The following is a 19,293-nucleotide window of genomic DNA, read 5'->3' as shown; positions in this document are numbered from 1 at the left end:
AAACGCATGAGATCACCACAGCATTCGCAAAAAGCCTTTACCCTGATTGAGGTGATGGTGGTGATCGTGATTATGACGATTATGGCATCTCTCGTGGTTTTGAATATCGGTGGCGTTGACCAGCGCAGGGCCATGCAAGCCCGAGAGATGTTTATTCTTGATCTGAAGAAAATCAATAAAGAAGCAACTGATCAGGCCAAAGTCTTTGCCTTAAATACTCAAAATGCAACAGATGTCGCACCTTTTAGTTATAACTTGTTTGAATATCATGACCAGAGCCGTGAACAGATTCAGCAGGCTGATCGCACCTGGCAACTCTATAAAGAATTTAAGACCCGTCAATTGCCCAATAATGTTTCTTTAACGATTCAAAGTTTAGATACGGCAAGTTATAACAAAGCCAAAAATGAAGATTTACTGGGTGGTAAGGCTCCTCAACTCATCTGGTTCGGAAACGGTGAAGCCAAACCTGTTCGAATCCAGTTTTATTATGAGCAACAGCCGATTGGACATGAGTTAGAGCTGGATCATTTGGGTAAGGTCAATGAAAATTAACTCTTTAACAGGTCTTCCAGAAAATGCTTGTTGTCTTATGAAAGCACAGAAAGCTTACACCTCAAGCATAGCTTTCGGTCTTGCAGCAGGGCCGAGCGTTGCTCGGCGGAGACCTGCTTCAGGATTTACCTTACTTGAAGTGATGGTGGCGCTGGCGATCTTCGCAGTTGCAGCAATTGCGTTAACCAAGGTGGCAATGCAATACACCCAGTCAACATCGAATGCCATTTTAAGAACCAAAGCACAATTTGTAGCGATGAATGAAGTGGCGATGATGGAAATGAACCAGGAGTGGCTGGAGGGTACGCAATCCAAGCAAGTCACATCTCAAGGTGAAACGTGGCAAATTGATAAAAAAGCACAATCGACGATTAGTCCGAAGATCCAGCGGATCGAGTTGCAAGTCAGCTTATTTAATAATGAACAAGGCAAGGTCGAAGCGGGCATTACCAATCTTGTGTTCTTTAACTATCCTGCAAAGGCCAGAACACAATGAAATACACACGCGCATTTACCCTGGTCGAATTACTGGTTGCCATTGCAATCTTTGCAGTACTTTCGATGCTGGGCTGGAAAGTTTTTGACTATCTATTAAAAGTCAAAGATCGCAATGCCGAACATGAAATGCATTTATTTGCCTTGCAGGATGCCTATCAGCAGGTGCTAAGAGACAGTCTGCAGATGATTCCTTTAACTGCTAATGATGGCCGACAGTTGCAAGCGGCGCTGGTGTTGAATGATCAGCACTTTGCATTTAGCAAGGCAGGTGTTTCTGATCCATTGAAACAGGGTTTGTCTCCTTATGAGCGTATTGAATACCGCTATGATGCTGCCCAAAAGAAAGTCTATCGTCTGAAATATTCGAATCTGAATATTCCCAATCGTGTACAACCTGTTTCAAGTACTTTGCTGGAAAATGTCGACCAATTTAAGCTGACGGTATTGAACCCGCAAGAATTGACGCAATGGCCTGAAAACAGTGACCCAAGTAATATCGCTGAATTGAAGAAATTACCCCGTGGTATCAAAATTCAGTTAACGGTTGCGGGGACCGATTATGAGTGGATCTATAGTCTGTTAAACAATCCAGATATGGGCGGTCAGTAATGCCATGAAAAATCACTCATCTCAACATGGCATCGCATTGTTAACCATTCTGGTGATGGTCGCCTTGGCCACAATTCTGGCGGCAACCATTGCCAAACGACAGACCAATACTGCCGAGAATACCGGCTATTTGATACGTCAGAACCAGTCCTTACTGTATGCCAAAAGTGCAGAAGCATTTTTTTCGGAATTGCTGATCCAAGACAGTGATAATGGTGAAAGTATTGATCATTTACAGGAAAACTGGGCCAAACCGATGCCGCCATTTCCTGTGGATGATGGCTATGTTGCGGGGCGGTTAGTCGATGAGTCGGGCAAATTTAACCTGAATAATCTGGTCAAGGCGGATGGAACCCAAGTAGATGAGGCTTCGCGACGCTGGTTTGAAAAGCTGCTGCAACGGGTTGGTCTGCCCGCAGAGCTCAGTCAGGCAGTGATTGACTGGCAGGATGTTGATGATGAAACTACAGGTGCGATGGGTGCGGAAAGTAATTATTATCAGGGCTTGGATCCCGCTTATCTCACACCAAATACCAAGTTTCATAGTGTGGAAGAATTGAAACTGGTGAGAGGCTTTGAAGGTAAAAATTATGATTTGATTAAAGCTTATGTCACGGCATTACCCGAATACACCAAGGTCAATATGAATACAGCACCAGCACTGCTATTGGCCAGTATCGATCCAAAGATTGATGTCAAAGCACTTGAACAAGCATTAAAGACCAAACAGGCCAACCTGACCTATTTCAATAATGTGGATGATTTATGGCAATTAAGTGTTTTTTCTGGAATAGATGAAGCAAACAAAGCCGATGCAACAGCTTTGCTGGACAGTAAATCCAATTATTTTACCGCACAGATTGAAGTGGTTTTAAGCGAACGGAAGCGTCAATTTACCAGTGCTTTGGTGCGTAAAGATAAGCAAGTGACTGTTTATTCAAGAAGTCTTTCACCTTTCCAGTAAATGTGTAGATTGATTTGTCAAATGGTGACAAGGTTTAAAATCAATCCCAATCCATGTTTTTTTGCTTTATAATAAAATCCGTTTGCAGATAAAGATTAGCTTGGTGCATGTTAATTCGTAAATTGTTTAAGTTTGAGAATGCTCATATTGTACGTAACTGTACATCGGACCGTTGTAAGCGTTCGATTCATGGGCACAGTTATAAAGTTGAATTATTATTAAAAGCGTCAAAGCTGGATCATGGACAAATGGTTTATGATTTCGGCTTGCTTAAAGGCGTGATTAAAGAGCTATATGATAGCTTCGACCATGCCATTTGTTTCTGGCAGAAAGATGATCCTGCTTATATTGATGCATGTAAAACATTTAGTGCACGCTGGATTTCCTTGCCGGTTTCGCCTTCGGCAGAACAGTTTTCGCGTATCTTTTTCTTTCTCGCCCAGCAAGTGTTAACTTCAACCATAACCCAGAATGGTGAAGGTGATGTTGAGGTTTACTCCGTCATTGTTCATGAAACTGATACGGGCTATGCACAGAGTTTTCAGGAAGATATTGAAAATATACAAATGGGTGAATTGAGTCTGGAACAGATTGTCTTTTCAGAGCAGGTACAGGCTGAATGGAGTGATGTCCAGATGTATGAAAACCTGAAAAAAGGAACAAAATTCCAGAATCCGAATGTAGAATTACAAGTTAATATTTAAGTAATTTTCACTTAAATAAAAGAATCTATTTCAAGGAATGTTGATGCAATTTACTGAACAGCAACAGGACAAACTTAATAAAGTTCAGTTGGACGAGTCTTGGAAAATCTCATTGTCAGAGTTTCTTCTGAGTCCTAAAATGGATAATTTACGTGAGTTTTTACAACAAGAAAAACTCGCAGAAAGAGTCATTTATCCTCCAAGCAAACAGATTTTTAATGCATTAAATACCACACCGTTAAATGCAGTAAAGGTCGTGATTTTGGGACAGGACCCTTATCATGGTCCGAATCAGGCCAACGGTTTAAGTTTTTCTGTACAAAGAGGGGTTGCATTACCTCCGTCTTTGCGTAATATTTTTCACGAATTAAATACCGATCTGGGCGTTCCGGTTTCTCGTCATGGTGACTTGAGTAAATGGGCAGCACAGGGCGTGTTATTGCTTAACAGTGTACTGACAGTCGCGGCAGGACAGCCCACTTCACATCAAAAACAGGGATGGGAAGACTTTACCGATGCGGTCATTGATGTATTGAACGAGCAGCGTGAACATATCGTGTTTATTTTATGGGGTGCTTATGCACAGCGTAAAGGGCAACGTATCGATCGTAACAAGCATCTTGTGCTTAGTGCAGCTCACCCATCACCACTTGCTGCAAACCGGGGTGGTTTCTTTGGCTGCAAAGTATTTTCTAAAACCAATCAATATTTGAAACAACATGGCATTGAGCCTATAGACTGGCAATTGGACGCATAATGACTTCTCCCGACTTAAATAGCTATCATCCTGATTTGGTTATTGAACATGCACAAAATGGCTGGCGAATCATTCGTCTTAATCGCCCTAAATCGTTACATGCTTTAGATGAACCGATTGTAAGTGCGCTACTGAAAGTCTTTGAACATTTCCATGAAGATGAAACTGTCAAGGCAATCTGGTTCGATTCGACCACACCAAAGGCTTTCTGTGCAGGCGGGGATGTGCGTAAATTACGTCAGCTCGTCATCAATAAGGAAGTGGAAACAGCAAACCAGTTTTTCCAGCAAGAATATGCACTGGATTTACTGTTACACAATTATGCAAAGCCGATTGTGGTTTGGGGCGAAGGCTATGTCATGGGTGGTGGCCTTGGCCTGTTTATGGCAGCACCTTTCCGTCTGGTGACGCCATATTCGCGTCTGGCAATGCCTGAAATCAATATTGGTTTATATCCAGATGTCGGTGCAAGCCGTTTCCTGGCTGATCGTGGTCAAATCGGATTGTTTACCGGTTTAACGGGTTCAATCATGACTGCAGCGGGTGCATTCAGTGTCGGTTGGGCAACGCATATCTGTGAAGCGCAACGTGATAATGTGCTGCAAAAAGTGTTAAATGTCGACTGGAACCATTATCCAGCAGGTGCATTCCGTGCCATTGACGATACCTTGAATAGCTTACATCGTCCTGTTGCTGCGGGGCCGTTGCAAAATTCCATTGATGTGATTCATAGCGTTTGTCGTGGTCAGAGCTTTGAATATGACTATCAATCGATTATTGGTCTCAGTGATGCAAGTAGTGACTGGTTACGTCAGGCCAGTGAAAACCTGCAAAAGGGTTCACCAAGCACGGCGGCGATTACCTGGTTGTTATGGCAATGGGGTAAACAAGGTCATGCATGGGATGAAGTATTTGCCCTGGAAGCGCAAATTTCTGAATGGAAAATCCGCCATCCTGACTTCGTTGAAGGTGTGCGCGCCCGTCTGGTCGATAAAGATTTGTCACCTGAATGGAAAGCAACTGAACAGTTAACGCTTAAAGGCATCTTGGGTGACTGTGCGCCTGTAACCAATATTGAGAGCTGGAATGCGTTATTAAAGCACTATGGCGTGATTGCTTAAGTTGCTATGTCTGTAAAAAATCATAATGATGAATACTGGATGCAGCTTGCCTATGAGCAGGCTGCATTAGCGGCATCACAGGGAGAAATTCCTGTCGGTGCCGTTCTGGTTAGTAATGAGCAGGTCATTGGTGCGGGCTACAATGCACCGATTAAACTGTCAGATCCCACTGCACATGCAGAAATACAGGCGTTGCGTGCCGCTTGTCAGGCATTAAATAACTATCGGCTACCGGAAGATACAACCCTCTACGTCACGCTTGAACCATGCACCATGTGTGTGGGGGCTTTAGTGCATGCACGGGTAAAGCGTGTGGTTTTTGCTACTACAGAGCCCAAAGCTGGTTCTCTGGTTAGTGCCCGTCAATTGCTTGAAAGCGGTTATTACAATCATAAATTTGTTTTTGAACAAGGATGTCTGCAAGCGCATTGTTCCTTGCAGCTGAGTGAATTTTTCAAACAGAGACGAAGTGAAAAGAAGAAAATCCGTTCGTCAAAAACGTCCTTAAATGATTAAAAATGTCTCATGAGTTGTGGCACACTAAGCCTCCAATATTTTTGGGTAAAATCAAAAGGCGAAGTTATGCGTAATGCAATCACGATAAAAAAAGAATTCAATGCCCCGATCTCTGAGGTTTTTGACTTGTTGTCAAAACACGCCACCTATAACAAGGCATTTGCACCGTTACAGGTGGTTCGTGTGAAGGATTCGGCTGATCCAGAACGTCCTGACGGAATCGGTTCTGTTCGCCGCATGGGATTTGGACCGATTAAACCGCTACAAGAAGAAATCACCTTATTGGAAGAGAATAAACGAATTGAGTATAAGTTGATCAATAACCCTTTGGTAAAACACCATTTAGGGCAAATTGACTTTAAAGAAATCACACCTTTTGTAACTTTGGTCACTTATAAGATTGAATTTACAGCAAAAGCACCTTTTGTAAGTAAATTAATTCTTGCACAACTCAAAGCAGCGATTACACTAGGTTTTTCAAAATTAGCCAAATCAGTTGCTTCATAAGAGATGGGAATGACAGTTCATATTATTACGATTGATGGTCCAAGTGGTTCTGGTAAAGGCACATTGGCTGCAAAAATTGCCGCACATTATGGTTTTAGTTTATTAGACTCTGGTGCGTTATATCGTTTACTTGGGCTGTCTTTGTTTCAGCATGGCTTACTCGATCAACTGGATACCCAGTTGGAGCAGTGTGTTAAATATGCGACCCAGCTCGATATTGAATTTAAATCGACACCAGCAGCGACACTGATTTTTCTGGAAGGGGTTGATGTCACCAATACCATCCGTACCGAACAGGTCGGTGAGTACGCTTCTAGAGTTGCGGCTGTTCCGGAGTTGAGAAAAGCTTTATTCGAACGTCAACGCGCATTTATTCAACCGCCAGGATTGGTTGCCGATGGACGTGATATGGCGACTTCGATTTTTCCAGAAGCCCAAGCCAAGATTTATTTAACCGCATCGGCTGAATCTCGTGCGGCGCGTCGTGTAAAACAGTTGCAGGGTATGGGTCTTGATGCTAAAATAAGCGACATTTTATCTAACATACAGGCTAGAGATAAAAGAGATATGGAGCGAACTGTTGCTCCGCTCAAGCCAGCTGAAGGCGCGTATATCATTGATAGTTCTACAATAGGCATCGATGAAGTGTTTCAGTTAATGGTGGACTATATCGATAGCCGTATTCAATAGATAGACCATTTTATTTTCAGTTGAAGCATTGCTTGATCAGATTTTTTGGACAATGTAACAACTTAACTAAACCGGCCTTGTCTGATCCAAGACCGCGGACTTTATCAGGTATATCATGACCGAATCTTTTGCAGCCCTCTTTGAAGAAAGTGAATTAAACCTCAACGTTGAAAAGGGTGCAGTCATCCAAGGTACTGTTGTTAGTATCGATTCTGACTGGGTTACTGTTGACACTGGCCTTAAATCTGAAGGCGTTGTTGACCGTGCTGAATTTTTAAATGAACAACGTGAACTTGAAGTTCAAGTTGGTGATACTGTTGACGTAGTTGTTGAAGCGCTTGACAACGGTATGGGTCAAACAGTTTTATCACGTGAAAAAGCGAAACGTGCTGAAACTTGGACTAAACTTGAGAAAATCTTTGAAGACGGCGAAATCGTTACTGGTGTTATCTCTGGTAAGGTTAAAGGCGGTTTCACTGTTGACATCGGTCCTGTACGTGCGTTCTTACCGGGTTCTTTAGTTGACACTCGTCCTATCCGTGACACTACTCACCTTGAAGGTAAAGAGTTAGAGTTCAAAGTAATCAAACTTGATGCTAAACGTAACAACGTTGTTGTATCTCGTCGTGCAGTTATGGAAGCTGAATCTTCAGCTGACCGTGAAGCATTACTTGCTCAACTTGAAGAAGGTCAAACAGTTACAGGTACGATCAAGAACCTTACTGATTACGGCGCGTTCGTTGATCTTGGCGGTATTGACGGTCTTCTACATATCACAGATATGGCTTGGAAGCGTATCAAGCACCCTTCAGAAGTTGTTGAAGTTGGTCAAGAAGTTACAGTTAAAGTACTTAAGTTTGACCGCGAGCGTAACCGCGTATCTTTAGGCCTTAAGCAATTAGGCGAAGATCCATGGTTAGCGATCATGAGCCGTTACCCTAAAGGTTCTATCGTTAAAGCACGTGTAACTAACTTAACTGACTACGGTTGCTTCGCTGAAATCGCTGAAGGCGTTGAAGGCTTAGTACACGTTTCAGAAATGGACCACACGAACAAAAACATCCACCCATCTAAAGTTGTTCAGATCGGTGACGAAGTTGATGTTATGGTTCTTGAAGTTGACGAAGAACGTCGTCGTATTTCATTGGGTATCAAACAAACTCGTGCTAACCCATGGGAAGAGTTTGCTAAAGCGCATGAAAAAGGCGAAAAAGTTTCTGGTACAATCAAGTCAATCACTGACTTCGGTATCTTCATCGGCTTAAACGGTGGTATCGACGGTTTAGTTCACTTGTCTGATATTTCTTGGAACGAACAAGGCGAAGAAGCGATTCGTCGTTACAAGAAAGGCGACACAGTTGAAGCAGTTATCTTGTCTGTAGACGCTGAAGGTAACCGTATCAGCCTTGGTATCAAGCAATTAAACAGCGATCCATTCAATGACTTCTTGGCTGCGAATGAGCGCGGTGCTTTAGTTAAAGGTACTGTAACTGCTGTTGATGCTAAAGGTGCTACAGTTAAATTAGCTGATGACATCGAAGCAACACTTAAAGCTTCTGAAATCAACCGTGACCGCGTTGAAGATGCGACTAAATTCCTAGAAGTTGGTCAAGAAGTTGAAGCGAAAATCATTAACGTTGATCGCAAATCTCGCTCTATCAACTTGTCTATCAAAGCGAAAGACGAAGCTGAAGAGAAAGAAGCTGTGAACAATGCTCGCCAAGCTGCTGCGACTCAAGCTGCAGAAAGCAATGGTCCTAAGACTATTGGTGACTTAATTAAAGCTCAAATGAAGTAATTTGTTAAAAAGTACGTTTCTTGTAACAGAGACGTACTTTTTTATACAAAAATACTGTAAACGGTAGCGTAGTAATCATGTACTGCGCTACCGTTTTGTATTTAAACAGGTTATTATTAAAAACATTGGAAGTAGCAATAATTAAAGAGGTCATCAATGACTACTGAAGCACTTAATAAATCTGATTTAATTGAACGGATTGCGCTTAAAAACCCACACTTGGCTGAACCTTTAGTTGAAGACGCAGTTAAGATTATGATTGATCAAATGATCGAAGCACTTTCAAGCGGTGATCGTATTGAGATTCGTGGTTTTGGTAGTTTTGCTTTGCATCATCGTGAGCCACGTTTAGGGCGTAACCCTAAAACAGGTAAGTCGGTTGATGTTGCAGCAAAAGCAGTTCCACACTTTAAACCTGGTAAGGCACTTCGTGACGCAGTAAACGAATCTGCTGAATAAGTATTGAGGTCTTTATGCGTTATGTTCTAATTGCATTACTCGTTGCCATTTTTGGTTATTCACTTGCTTTGGTGCTTCAAAACCCAGCTGAGCTACAAGTAGACTTGTTATTTACTCAAGTTCCAGCAATGCGTTTGGGGTTATTACTTTTATTGACTTTGGTCTTAGGTATTGTTGTTGGACTACTTCTTGGCGTTCAGGTTTTTCGTGTTTTCCAAACCAGTTGGGAAATTAAGCGATTACGCAAAGATATCGATCATCTGCGTAAAGAGCAAATTCAACTTGCACAGCAAGCTGCCGCAGAAGCTGCTGCAAATGTAAGACATGAGAAAACCATTCTGGATATTAACCCGGAAAGCCATCCACGTAATCCGTTATAATCTTTATATTGCAGCCTTATAAGATCTTGATGATTGTATAAGGCATTTAAAAGCTCTTTATTCTTTAAAGAGCTTTTTTTGTTTTATGGCAGACCCAAATATCTCAACGCAGCTGTAATCAGCATCGCCACTAAAATTACTACAATAAGCGAATATTTTTTCCATGCAAAAATGATCGCAACCGAAACCCCCATTATTTTGCTGATGCCGCTAAAATGGGCTTCCGTAAAAAGGGTATTGAATACCGCTAAGGTGAACAGCAAAACACAGGCAGAATCTGCCAGTAACTGCTTATGATGTTCTTTAATCTCGATGCGATTTGCCAGATAAAAGCCTGAATAACGGATCAGATAGGTCCCTAAAGCAAGTACAACAACGCCGATAAATATATAACTCTCACTGTATTTCATTTCGTTTTCCGACCTAACATTAAACCAAGCATAGACACTAAAACAGGAAGGCCTGTTGGGAGTAAGGGAATAGAAGCCAGGGAAAGCGAGGTACCTAGAAATACTCGATTGCGTGTGGTCTTATTCTTGAGCATGGGCAGGATCAAGGCAAAAAGAATGGCCGGGAATGCTGCATCAATACCAAATACATAAATATCCGGAATATTTTTACTCATCAAATAACCGGTGAACACGCCGAGCGGCCAAAGTATGCTGATACCTACACCACACATCCAGTAAGCCCATTTCTTTAAATGTGGTTCCTGTTGACTTAGCCCGAACATGACACTTTCATCATTCATGATATGACAGGCAATAAAGTGATAGACATTCTTCTCAATGAAGGTTGCGACAGATAATCCAAAAGGTAAATGACGCAAATTGATGAGTATGCCTGTGAATGCTGCAAATACCGGATTGGCTCCTGTCGCAATCATGCCAATAAAAGTAAATTCCGCTGCACCTGCCAGTACCGTTAAGGAAAGCGCTAGAGGAATCCACATGGGCAGGTTAAAACTGGCCGCTACCGAGCCGAGAGAAATCCCGACAATTCCTGTTGCGACCGAGATGAGAATAATGGCTTTGATTAAGTGATACCGCTGTTTATCTTGCATCTTTGTTTTCTATATCAAACGACCGTACGTTATAATAGATTAATCTTATATCGTTCGTCAAAACGAACATTCGTTTTTTATGGTGGGTTATGGCGTTGCCAATTGAAATTGTTGCAAAAGGATTGCAAAGAGAGAGACAAAAAGCAGGATTGTCGTTGGCTGAGGTCGCACGTCGTGCAGGTATAGCCAAATCAACCTTATCGCAATTGGAGGCTGCACAAGGCAATCCCAGTCTGGAAACCTTGTGGGCCTTGTGTGTGGCTTTGGATATTCCATTTGCCAAGTTAATGGAAAGTAATATTGCACAAACGCAGGTCATACGTTTTGGTGAAGGGCCATCCGTTTCATCTGAAATTGCCCATTATCAGGCTATTCTATTGGCCAATTGTCCAACAGGTGCCCGACGAGATGTGTATATGCTCACCACCCAGCCCGGTGAACCGCGTTGTAGTCAGCCGCATTCTATCGGCAGCATTGAACATATTGTAATTATGAAAGGTCAGGCCAGAGTCGGTTTAATTTCCGAGCCGATCTTGCTTAATGAAGGAGACTACATTTGTTATCCTGCCGATCAACCGCATATCTTTGAAGCTTTACAAGCGGATACCCGAGCAATCCTGATCTCTGAACAAAGATAGAGATGATTTCCCTGTGCTAGAAAGTCTTTTTTGCATTATGCGTAGATTGTTACTTTGTTCATGGGGTGAATCACTTTATAATTAACTGATTTTTATGTGATGGAACTAGATTCGTGAGTATTATTGTTGCCCTAGACGCAAAAAGCCAATATGACGCCTTAACAATTGTTGATCAGCTTGATCCGTCACTTTGCCGTGTAAAAGTTGGCAAAGAGCTTTTTACTCATGAAGGCCCATCAATTGTGAAGAACTTGCAAGACAAAGGTTTTGACGTTTTTCTTGATCTAAAATTCCATGATATTCCCAATACCACAGCTCAAGCGGTATGTGCTGCTGCCGACTTAGGGGTATGGATGGTCAATGTGCATGCTTCAGGTGGCCGCAAGATGATGGAAACCTGTGTTGAGCGATTGAAAGCAGGTAACTATCAGACTCAACTGATTGCAGTGACTGTTTTAACCTCAATGGGACGTGAAGATTTACGCGATATCGGTCTGGATATCGAGCCAGTTGAACAGGTGAAGCGTTTAGCCAAACTTACACAGGAAAGTGGACTGGATGGTGTGGTGTGTTCAGCCCAAGAAGCTAAAATCCTTCGTGACCTGTTAGGTCAGCAGTTTGCATTGGTCACACCGGGTATTCGTCCAGAGGGTTCAAATGCGGATGACCAAAAACGTATTGTAACCCCAAAACAGGCCATGCTGGATGGTTCAACGCATTTAGTGATTGGTCGTCCAATCACTAAAGCGGAAAAACCGACTGAGATGTTGAAATCAATTTTGGCTTCGATTTAATGAAGTCGAAGGTTAAAACGTCATACTAAGAAATAAACTGATCAAGAGTGGTGCGAGCAGCGACAGAATCAATCCACTCATCATGGCATGTGGGACATAATGTGTGCCACATGACTGTTTCACCATCGCAAGCGTCACATCCATTGAAGTCGCACCCGCACTGGAAATCGCCGAGCGTGGAAAGCGCCAACCTAGACAATACATCAATAAAATTGCAAAAATTTCCCTAAATAAATCGGTTAACAGGGCAATACCTCCCAGTTTGGCCGAATGCAGTTCGGTAAATAAAATCCCGGACATTGAATCCCAGCCATAACCTTGTGCTAGAGCCATGACTTCATTCAGGTTATAATGATTCGATAGAATAAAATAATTCAGAATTGCTGCCAGACAAGATCCGATGAATGCAGCCACGGGCACCAGTAAAATTTTCCAGCTTAACCAGCTACGATCGAATTGAGTAAAGGCCAGCTCAACGCCAATCAAGAAAATAAAGATCAGTAATAAATACCAGCTATTAAAGGCAATATGCAGCTCTAAGCTTTGAATGAGCATCCCCAAGCCAATCCCGACCGCCAAGGCCAGAAAGGCTTTACCAATATTCTTTAGCGCATTGAGAAACAGGTGCAGTGAGATTTTCCCTTGCACACTTTGCCGATCAATCAGCTTATAGGTCATTAAACAAATGAAAAAAGAACCAATTGACGTGGTAAATGCAATGAGTAGCGCAGGTGGCAAGATGGTTGCTGGATTCTGAATATGATTCAGTGCCTGAGTCAGTTCAAAGGCAACACTGACCAGTAAAATATAAGAAAAATAGGGAAGAATTTTAAAGACAAATTTTTTTAGCGACGGAGATAAATGTGGTGCTACAAAATAGCCTAAGCCAATACAAACAAAAATCTGGAAAATCAGAACGAAAGAGGTCATACAATCAGAGCGTTTACAGTGCTGATTTATTATGCAGGGAAATCTTATACTTGGGTAGGTTTATATATCATTTGATCAAGAAAGTTTAGGCTTGTAAAGCTTCTGGAATTCTTATGCTATTGGGATATGCAGATTGAATGCGCTGATTCAGCTATGCATATCGCATCAGGTGAAATATACTTTTATCAGTACAAGAGGTAGATGATTTGTGACAGCAGCTAAGATTCAAAAATATGCATTGGAACGTTTTGCAAAACAGGGCTTTGCCGCCACGTCATTGAATGAAATTGCGACTGATGTTGGTATAAAAAAACCTTCGATTTATGCACATTTTAAGAATAAGGATGAACTTTATCTTAGCCTGATTCCCATCATGATTGATGAAGAACTGGGATATGCCAAAACAATTTTGCAAGGTGGAGAGCATCTACAGCAACAACTGCATGATTATTTTATCAGTATTGAACAGCGCTTTAATGAGTCTTATGCGGTTCAGTTCTGGATGAATGCTTTGATCAGTCCACCTGTGCATTTGTATGATCAGGTGATTGAGCCGATGCATATGTTTATGGCTGATCTGGAACAGCTATTTTCGCAAGCGATCCAGAATTCTAAAGTGGCTAAAAATCAGCATCAACTCGATTCCCAGACACTTGCTCGGATATGCATGAGTTTTGTGGATGCATTGCAAAGTGAATTGATCTATGGCGGTCGAGAAAAGTTCCGACTTCGTCTGGATGCCATCTTAAAAGCATTGAATGTATTGATCAGTACCTCAATTTAAAAGGTACTGATGCGTGTGAATATCATTATTCAGCTTCTGTAACTGGAAAGCGTGCCCGTTGTCCTGAGGCGGCAAAAATAGATAAGCCCAGTGCGATACTGCCACAGATGAATAAACTTGCAGGAAGCAGGCTGATATTAACGTCCATAAAGCTGACAATAAAACCAATCAGTGAAGCAAAAGCATATTGGAGTAAACCCATGAATGATGAGGCCGCGCCCGTTAAATGCTGTGGGCTTTGTTGCATGGTCAGTGCGGTGACGTTACCAAAGATAAATCCTGTAGACCAGATACTTAGTCCCAAAAGAACAATGTATTGCCACAAGCTTAAATCATAAAAAGATACACTCATTAGCAGAATCAAGCTGGCCCCACTAAATATACACATCCCAAGTACCAGTAAGCGTTGCGCAGACCAGCGTTTCAATAACAGGATTGAAACTTGTCCAAGAATGATGAGTCCAATCGCATTGGCTGCGAATAAGGTACTAAAAGTTTCATTGTGAATATGATAATGCTGAATAAAAATAAAAGGAGACTGGCTTAGGTAAACAAAGAAAGCACCTAAGATAAAACCACCTGCAAGGGTATACGCCATAAAGCTTTTATTTAAGCTCAATGTTTGATAGCTGGTTCTGATGGTGCTGAGCTGGAGTGGCTGGCGATACTCAGGTTTTAAGGTTTCGGGTATGGCGTAATTGCCCCATAGCCATAAGAGCATACCGAGTACGGCCAATATATAAAAAATAAGTGTCCATGATCCGAATCGAAGAATAAAGCTACCGAATAAAGGTGCAATGATGGGAATGATCATCATCACTTGCATCAGGATCGAAAAGTTTTTGGCACTACTTTGTGCATCACATACATCGGAAATAATTGCTCTGGGTACCACTAATCCAGCCGATGCGCCTATGGCCTGTAAGAATCGCGCAGCCAGTAACCATTCAATCGACGGTGCAATTGCAGCCAGTAATGAACCCAAAATAAAGATTGCAATACCAATCAGCAACGGTCTGCGTCGACCGAAACGGTCCAGCAAAGGCCCATACATCCCTTGACCTATAGCAAGACCAATCAGAAATACCGACAGGGTGAGCTGGATATGTCCAGGTGTGGTTGCAAAGCTTTCGGCAAGTAGTGGAAATGCAGGTAAATAAATATCAATTGCCAGTGCATCTAAGGCGGTAAATAAGGACAGCAGCAGTAACAAAGACCAACTGATTTTAGAGATTGGCGGAGCAGATTGCATATCTTGTAGACTCTAGGATAGGAAGGAAGTGAACAGACATTATTTAACTACCTAACGGTAGGTAGTTAAAATCTTAGCATGAATTTTTTGTTTTTGCCTATAAAAAGAAATGCGGTTTTAAATTGGAAAAGATAAGGAAATAAACAGAGGACAAGTAGGAGGTGTAAGTCGTTGTATCATTCTAAAATAAAAAAGCCCCTGAGACGTTCAAGGGCTTTTTAGCTGTATTTTGCTAATTATGCAGCATCGGATTTGGCAGCAGTTGAGTGACTAATAAAATTATAATCAGCCACGTTTACTTTGCGTGTCTCAAGCCAGTATCTCCAAGTGTAGGTTGGCCATAGCGAGAAGTTTTTACCATCAGCAGCTTGATACCAACTGCTACAGCCACCCGCTTGCCAGACCGTACCTTTCAGTTGCTCTTGTACACGTTCATTGAACTGATCCTGAACATCCTGCTTGATTTCGACAGCTTGCGTCTTGGTTTGATCGACGGTTTGAATCAGTTGCAGAATATAGTTCACTTGTGATTCGATCATGAAAATTACAGAGTTATGACCAAGAATGGTATTGGGTCCAAGTAACTGGAACAAATTCGGGAAGTTTTTGGTGCTGATACCATAATAGCTTTCCGCACCATCTTTCCATGCCTGTTTCAGTTCAATGCCATTACGACCAATACAGTTGAAATGCTTTAAATAAATGCGTGGATCGGTAATGAAGCCCGTACCATAAATCAGGCAATCAATTTGGCGTTCTTTGCCATCTTTAGTGATAATGCCGTTCGCTGTTATTTCCTGAATAGCATCCGTCACCAGTTCAACATTGTCACGGTTAAAGGTCGGGAAGTATTTATTAGAAATCAAAATACGTTTACAGCCCATGACAAAATCTGGAGTCAGTTTTTTCGCCAGTTCTTTATCCTTGACCTGGAAACGGATAAAAGCTTCTGCCAGTTTTTGGCCATATTTCATGATTTGTGGCTGCACAATCGGTACAACACGAGATTCATTGGTCCAGTACAGGCGGGGTCTGTGAATCTGACGATAAATATTCGACGCTTTAAAGAGTGTTTTGCTGAGCTGTGAGTATTTACGTTCATCACGTGGAATGACCCAGGCGGCAGTACGTTGTAATACATAGAGCTGTTTAACTTCGGGTGCAATTTCTGGAATGTACTGAATGGCACTACCACCAGTGCCAATAGATGCAACGGATTTACCCGTTAAATCATAATCGTGATCCCATTGAGACGAATGGAAGACTTTACCCTTAAAGTTTTCAATGCCTTTGACATGAGGAATTTGTGGAACATGCAACGGGCCAGAAGCAAAGATCACAAATTGCGCTTCGAGGGTGGCCTGATCTTTAAAGTCTAGGGTCCAGACATTGCGGTTTTCATCAAACTCGGCTTTGGTCACTTCATGTCCGAATTTGCAATAGTCTTTTAATTGATATTGTGCTGTGATGTCCTGAATATAGGTAAAAATTTCATCTGCTTCTGCATAACGTTTTGACCAGTCGGTTTTTGGCGCAAAAGACAGGGAATACATATGTGACTGCACATCACATGCTGCCCCCGGATATTGGTTTTCACGCCATGTACCACCGACGTCATTGGTTTTTTCTAAAATTACAAAATCATTAATTTGACTTTGCAACAGGCGAATGGCCATCGCTAAACCACCAAAACCTGCACCAATAATTGCCACTTTTGTTTTTTGAATCGCATTTTTGGTTACATTACCCATAGCGTATATCCTGTACAGCTAAATTTTGTGCCAGTTTAACGGTTTTATCGAGATTAAATATGATTGTACCGACGTAAAACTTGACCATTTCGGCAATTCATTTGCTCAGGTTTTTATAGTAAAACATTAAAGTTTTGAGAACTGCATTAGGAACTATGAAGAGATCTATCCTCGGATTGATGTATTTGATTCAGGGCATGCGTCATGTCGGCATTGATGTGGATGCACGTTTAGCCAATATGGGTATACACGCCGATGCCTTAGATCCAGCTTCAATTATTCCTGATGAGATCGAATGGGATATCTTGCAACATATTAGTCAGGATATTTCACCTGAACAAGGTCTGTTCATCGGGCAGCATTATGCGCTGGCCGGTTATGGACCATTCCTGATGCTGTTGGTGACCAGTGAAACTCTCCATAAGGCATTGTTGAATGGTGTGCAGTTTCAGCAATTAACCCATTTGTTTGGTTCTTTACATCTCGAAATTAAAGAAGATTTTATTTATTTGTTCTATCAGCCGGTTGACCTGAATACACATTTAGGGCAATTGCGCGCACAATGTGAAATTTCAGGGACTTATAAGTTCTTACAAGATATTTTTAAAATGATGGGACTGGAGATCCCGAATATCCGGATCGAATTGCCATTTACCCGTCCGAAAGACTTAAATTTGCTTGCAGCGTATCAGGATTATTATGGGCAGGATGTCAAATTTGGATGTAGAGAGGCTGCCTTCATATTAGAAAATACCCAAATACTGAACATTAAAATTCCCTCTGCTGATGTATTGACCTATCGCATTTATGAAGAAAAATGCCTAGCGGATATTCAAAATCTAGAAAAAAGTGCCAGTCTGAAATTGACCGTGGTGGAGTATGTGAAGGATTATCTGGAAATGCAAAACGGTGTCATTCCGACCATGGCGGAAACGGCCTGTGCCTTGCATATTCCTGAGCGCACGTTAAGACATCAATTGCAGCAAATGCAGACCAGCTATAAGGAAATTCGTGAAAAGCTGATTCAACAGAAGGCGATAAAATTCATCGAAAACAGTTCATATTCGATTGAACAGGTGGCCGAAATGTTAGGTTATTCTGAACCGGCAGCGTTTAATCATGCTTTTAAAAGATGGTTTGGACTGAGTCCAAGACAATATAACCGCAATCATTAAATGATTAAAAATGGTACATTATGATGTTTAAACTCCATGATAATTAAGCCTAAAATCTAATGTCATTGAACAGAATGTTCGATATAATTTTCACCAATTAAAATTGCAATAACACCTTATGTCAAATTCTAAACCAGACTCACATAGCACTGCATTTATCCCAACGTCACCTGCTGAGCGTTATACTCAAGCACTTGAGTCAGGACAATTCATGCCAGATGAAGCACAAGCTCAGGCTGTGCGAGAGTTAGACCGAGTATGGAAAGAGTTACTCACCCGTTATAAGGCTTCCAAGAAAGCGTTTCGACGTTTCCGTCGTCAAACCTATCCGAAAGGCGTTTATATGTGGGGTGGTGTAGGTCGTGGCAAAACGTGGTTGATGGATCAGTTTTATGAATCTGTTCCATTCCGCCGTAAAATGCGTATGCACTTCCATCACTTTATGCAACATGTCCACAAAGAGTTGAATAAGCTTTCAGGTCAACGCAATCCTTTAGATTTGGTTGCGGATCAGATTTATAAAGATGCTGTTGTAATTTGCTTTGACGAATTTTTCGTATCGAACGTTACTGATGCAATGATCCTGAGCGATTTATTCCAGAAGCTATTTGAACGTGGCATTACACTGGTTGCAACTTCAAATATTGCACCAGATGGCTTGTATAAGAACGGGATTCATCGTGACCGTTTCTTGCCAACCATTGAGCTGGTCAAGAAAAACTGCGTAGTCTTGAACGTAGATGCCGGTGTGGATTATCGTCTACGCGTCTTGAAACAAGCGCAACTGTTCAAGTATCCATTAACCGATGATGCCCAAGCATGGTTATCAGGTCGTTTTAAAGCATTGACCCAGACGCAGGCACAATCTAATTCTCCAATCATGATCAATAATCGTGTAGTAGAGACTTTAGGTCATACTGAAGATGTATTGTGGTGTGAATTCTCGGAACTATGTTTTAAACCGCGTAGTCCGGCCGACTTTATTGAAATTGCCAACATTTATAACACCGTATTGGTAAGTAATGTTCCGCATTTGACTGATTTCCTGTCTGAAGGGACACGTCGTTTTATTTATCTGGTCGATGAATTTTATGACCGTGGCGTAAAACTGATTCTTACCTCTGAAGATTCAATCATTGATCTGTATGAAGGTGAGAAACTGGCATTTGAAATTGAACGGACGCGTTCACGTTTACTGGAAATGCAATCGGATGATTATCTGCATTCGGAGCATCGGCAGATTCAGGTCGCACAGACCTCATAAATTAAAAAGGCATTCTTCGGAATGCCTTTTTTTATAAAGTTACGTGCATAACGCTTTATTCCTGATTGAATTTTGTTATAACTA

Annotated in this window: 23 protein-coding genes; 18 read left to right on the top strand and 5 right to left on the bottom strand. The window is 41.8% G+C overall.

The window, feature by feature from the left end:
• Positions 1-6 precede the first annotated feature (6 nt).
• The 13 genes from J699_RS15525 (at position 7) to J699_RS15585 (ending at position 9,558) form a co-directional block, all read left to right on the top strand.
• The gene (locus tag J699_RS15525) at positions 7-555 is read left to right on the top strand and encodes a pilus assembly FimT family protein (RefSeq protein ID WP_005286249.1); all 549 of its coding nucleotides are present in this window, start codon (positions 7-9) and stop codon (positions 553-555) included.
• A 37-nt stretch (positions 556-592) separates the two neighbouring features.
• Positions 593-1,051 (top strand): type II secretion system minor pseudopilin GspI, encoded by a 459-nt coding sequence (gene gspI / locus J699_RS15530; protein WP_228133435.1) that lies wholly within the window; start codon positions 593-595, stop codon positions 1,049-1,051.
• A complete protein-coding gene (gene gspJ / locus J699_RS15535) occupies positions 1,048-1,662 on the top strand; it encodes a type II secretion system minor pseudopilin GspJ (protein WP_005230818.1) in 615 nt (204 codons plus the stop codon). Before gspI ends, gspJ begins: the two co-directional genes overlap by 4 nt.
• A gap of 4 nt (positions 1,663-1,666) precedes the next feature.
• Complete coding sequence (gene gspK, locus J699_RS15540; protein ID WP_032869414.1) at positions 1,667-2,626, top strand: type II secretion system minor pseudopilin GspK; 960 nt, start codon at positions 1,667-1,669, stop codon at positions 2,624-2,626.
• A gap of 107 nt (positions 2,627-2,733) precedes the next feature.
• On the top strand, positions 2,734-3,330 hold the full coding sequence (locus J699_RS15545; RefSeq protein WP_032869416.1) for a 6-pyruvoyl trahydropterin synthase family protein: 597 nt from the start codon (positions 2,734-2,736) through the stop codon (positions 3,328-3,330).
• Positions 3,331-3,373: 43 nt separating this feature from the next.
• Entirely contained in the window at positions 3,374-4,087 is a 714-nt protein-coding gene (gene ung, locus J699_RS15550; RefSeq protein ID WP_005230812.1) for a uracil-DNA glycosylase, read from the top strand.
• Positions 4,084-5,208 (top strand): enoyl-CoA hydratase/isomerase family protein, encoded by a 1,125-nt coding sequence (locus J699_RS15555; RefSeq protein ID WP_171062204.1) that lies wholly within the window; start codon positions 4,084-4,086, stop codon positions 5,206-5,208. Before ung ends, J699_RS15555 begins: the two co-directional genes overlap by 4 nt.
• A 6-nt stretch (positions 5,209-5,214) precedes the next feature.
• Positions 5,215-5,724: a tRNA adenosine(34) deaminase TadA gene (tadA, locus tag J699_RS15560; RefSeq protein ID WP_032869418.1), complete on the top strand. Its 510-nt coding sequence runs from the start codon at positions 5,215-5,217 to the stop codon at positions 5,722-5,724.
• A 66-nt stretch (positions 5,725-5,790) separates the two neighbouring features.
• Complete coding sequence (locus J699_RS15565) at positions 5,791-6,231, top strand: SRPBCC family protein (protein ID WP_005286233.1); 441 nt, start codon at positions 5,791-5,793, stop codon at positions 6,229-6,231.
• Between the two features lie 9 nt (positions 6,232-6,240).
• Complete coding sequence (gene cmk / locus J699_RS15570) at positions 6,241-6,921, top strand: (d)CMP kinase (protein WP_032869420.1); 681 nt, start codon at positions 6,241-6,243, stop codon at positions 6,919-6,921.
• Between the two features lie 115 nt (positions 6,922-7,036).
• Positions 7,037-8,719, top strand: a complete 1,683-nt coding sequence (gene rpsA / locus J699_RS15575) for a 30S ribosomal protein S1 (RefSeq protein WP_004639293.1) — start codon at positions 7,037-7,039, stop codon at positions 8,717-8,719.
• A gap of 156 nt (positions 8,720-8,875) precedes the next feature.
• Positions 8,876-9,178 carry an integration host factor subunit beta gene (locus J699_RS15580; protein ID WP_004653854.1) on the top strand — a complete coding sequence of 101 codons (303 nt, stop codon included), beginning with the start codon at positions 8,876-8,878 and terminating at the stop codon, positions 9,176-9,178.
• A gap of 14 nt (positions 9,179-9,192) precedes the next feature.
• On the top strand, positions 9,193-9,558 hold the full coding sequence (locus J699_RS15585; protein ID WP_005230795.1) for a lipopolysaccharide assembly protein LapA domain-containing protein: 366 nt from the start codon (positions 9,193-9,195) through the stop codon (positions 9,556-9,558).
• Between the two features lie 83 nt (positions 9,559-9,641).
• Here the strand turns inward: J699_RS15585 and J699_RS15590 are convergent, their stop codons facing one another.
• Positions 9,642-9,968, bottom strand: a complete 327-nt coding sequence (locus J699_RS15590) for an AzlD domain-containing protein (protein ID WP_032869423.1) — start codon at positions 9,966-9,968, stop codon at positions 9,642-9,644.
• Complete coding sequence (locus tag J699_RS15595; RefSeq protein ID WP_032869425.1) at positions 9,965-10,621, bottom strand: AzlC family ABC transporter permease; 657 nt, start codon at positions 10,619-10,621, stop codon at positions 9,965-9,967. The genes J699_RS15590 and J699_RS15595 overlap by 4 nt, the downstream gene beginning before the upstream one ends.
• An 89-nt stretch (positions 10,622-10,710) precedes the next feature.
• Between J699_RS15595 and J699_RS15600 the strand changes: the two genes are divergently transcribed.
• On the top strand, positions 10,711-11,259 hold the full coding sequence (locus J699_RS15600) for a helix-turn-helix domain-containing protein (protein WP_005286223.1): 549 nt from the start codon (positions 10,711-10,713) through the stop codon (positions 11,257-11,259).
• Between the two features lie 113 nt (positions 11,260-11,372).
• The gene (gene pyrF / locus J699_RS15605; protein WP_032869427.1) at positions 11,373-12,053 is read left to right on the top strand and encodes an orotidine-5'-phosphate decarboxylase; all 681 of its coding nucleotides are present in this window, start codon (positions 11,373-11,375) and stop codon (positions 12,051-12,053) included.
• Positions 12,054-12,065: 12 nt separating this feature from the next.
• Here the strand turns inward: pyrF and J699_RS15610 are convergent, their stop codons facing one another.
• The gene (locus J699_RS15610; protein WP_032869429.1) at positions 12,066-12,983 is read right to left on the bottom strand and encodes a lysine exporter LysO family protein; all 918 of its coding nucleotides are present in this window, start codon (positions 12,981-12,983) and stop codon (positions 12,066-12,068) included.
• A 208-nt stretch (positions 12,984-13,191) separates the two neighbouring features.
• Here J699_RS15610 and J699_RS15615 point away from each other — a divergent pair, with 208 nt between their 5' ends.
• Positions 13,192-13,767, top strand: coding sequence for a TetR/AcrR family transcriptional regulator (locus J699_RS15615; RefSeq protein WP_032869431.1), 576 nt, complete (start codon positions 13,192-13,194; stop codon positions 13,765-13,767).
• Between the two features lie 25 nt (positions 13,768-13,792).
• Here J699_RS15615 and J699_RS15620 read toward each other — a convergent pair whose 3' ends face one another.
• Both J699_RS15620 and J699_RS15625 read right to left on the bottom strand, forming a co-directional pair.
• The gene (locus J699_RS15620; RefSeq protein ID WP_032869433.1) at positions 13,793-15,019 is read right to left on the bottom strand and encodes a multidrug effflux MFS transporter; all 1,227 of its coding nucleotides are present in this window, start codon (positions 15,017-15,019) and stop codon (positions 13,793-13,795) included.
• Between the two features lie 236 nt (positions 15,020-15,255).
• Positions 15,256-16,770, bottom strand: a complete 1,515-nt coding sequence (locus tag J699_RS15625; protein WP_032882694.1) for a flavin-containing monooxygenase — start codon at positions 16,768-16,770, stop codon at positions 15,256-15,258.
• A 155-nt stretch (positions 16,771-16,925) separates the two neighbouring features.
• Here J699_RS15625 and J699_RS15630 point away from each other — a divergent pair, with 155 nt between their 5' ends.
• Together J699_RS15630 and zapE are read left to right on the top strand one after the other, a co-directional pair.
• A complete protein-coding gene (locus J699_RS15630; RefSeq protein WP_032869437.1) occupies positions 16,926-17,945 on the top strand; it encodes an AraC family transcriptional regulator in 1,020 nt (339 codons plus the stop codon).
• 118 nt (positions 17,946-18,063) lie between these two features.
• Positions 18,064-19,209, top strand: a complete 1,146-nt coding sequence (zapE, locus tag J699_RS15635; RefSeq protein WP_004772477.1) for a cell division protein ZapE — start codon at positions 18,064-18,066, stop codon at positions 19,207-19,209.
• The last annotated feature ends 84 nt before the right edge of the window (positions 19,210-19,293 follow it).

This window comes from Acinetobacter sp. 1000160 (assembly GCF_000588715.1).
Classification (GTDB): Bacteria; Pseudomonadota; Gammaproteobacteria; order Pseudomonadales; family Moraxellaceae; genus Acinetobacter; species Acinetobacter courvalinii.
This window is presented reverse-complemented; position numbering and strand designations above follow the sequence as displayed.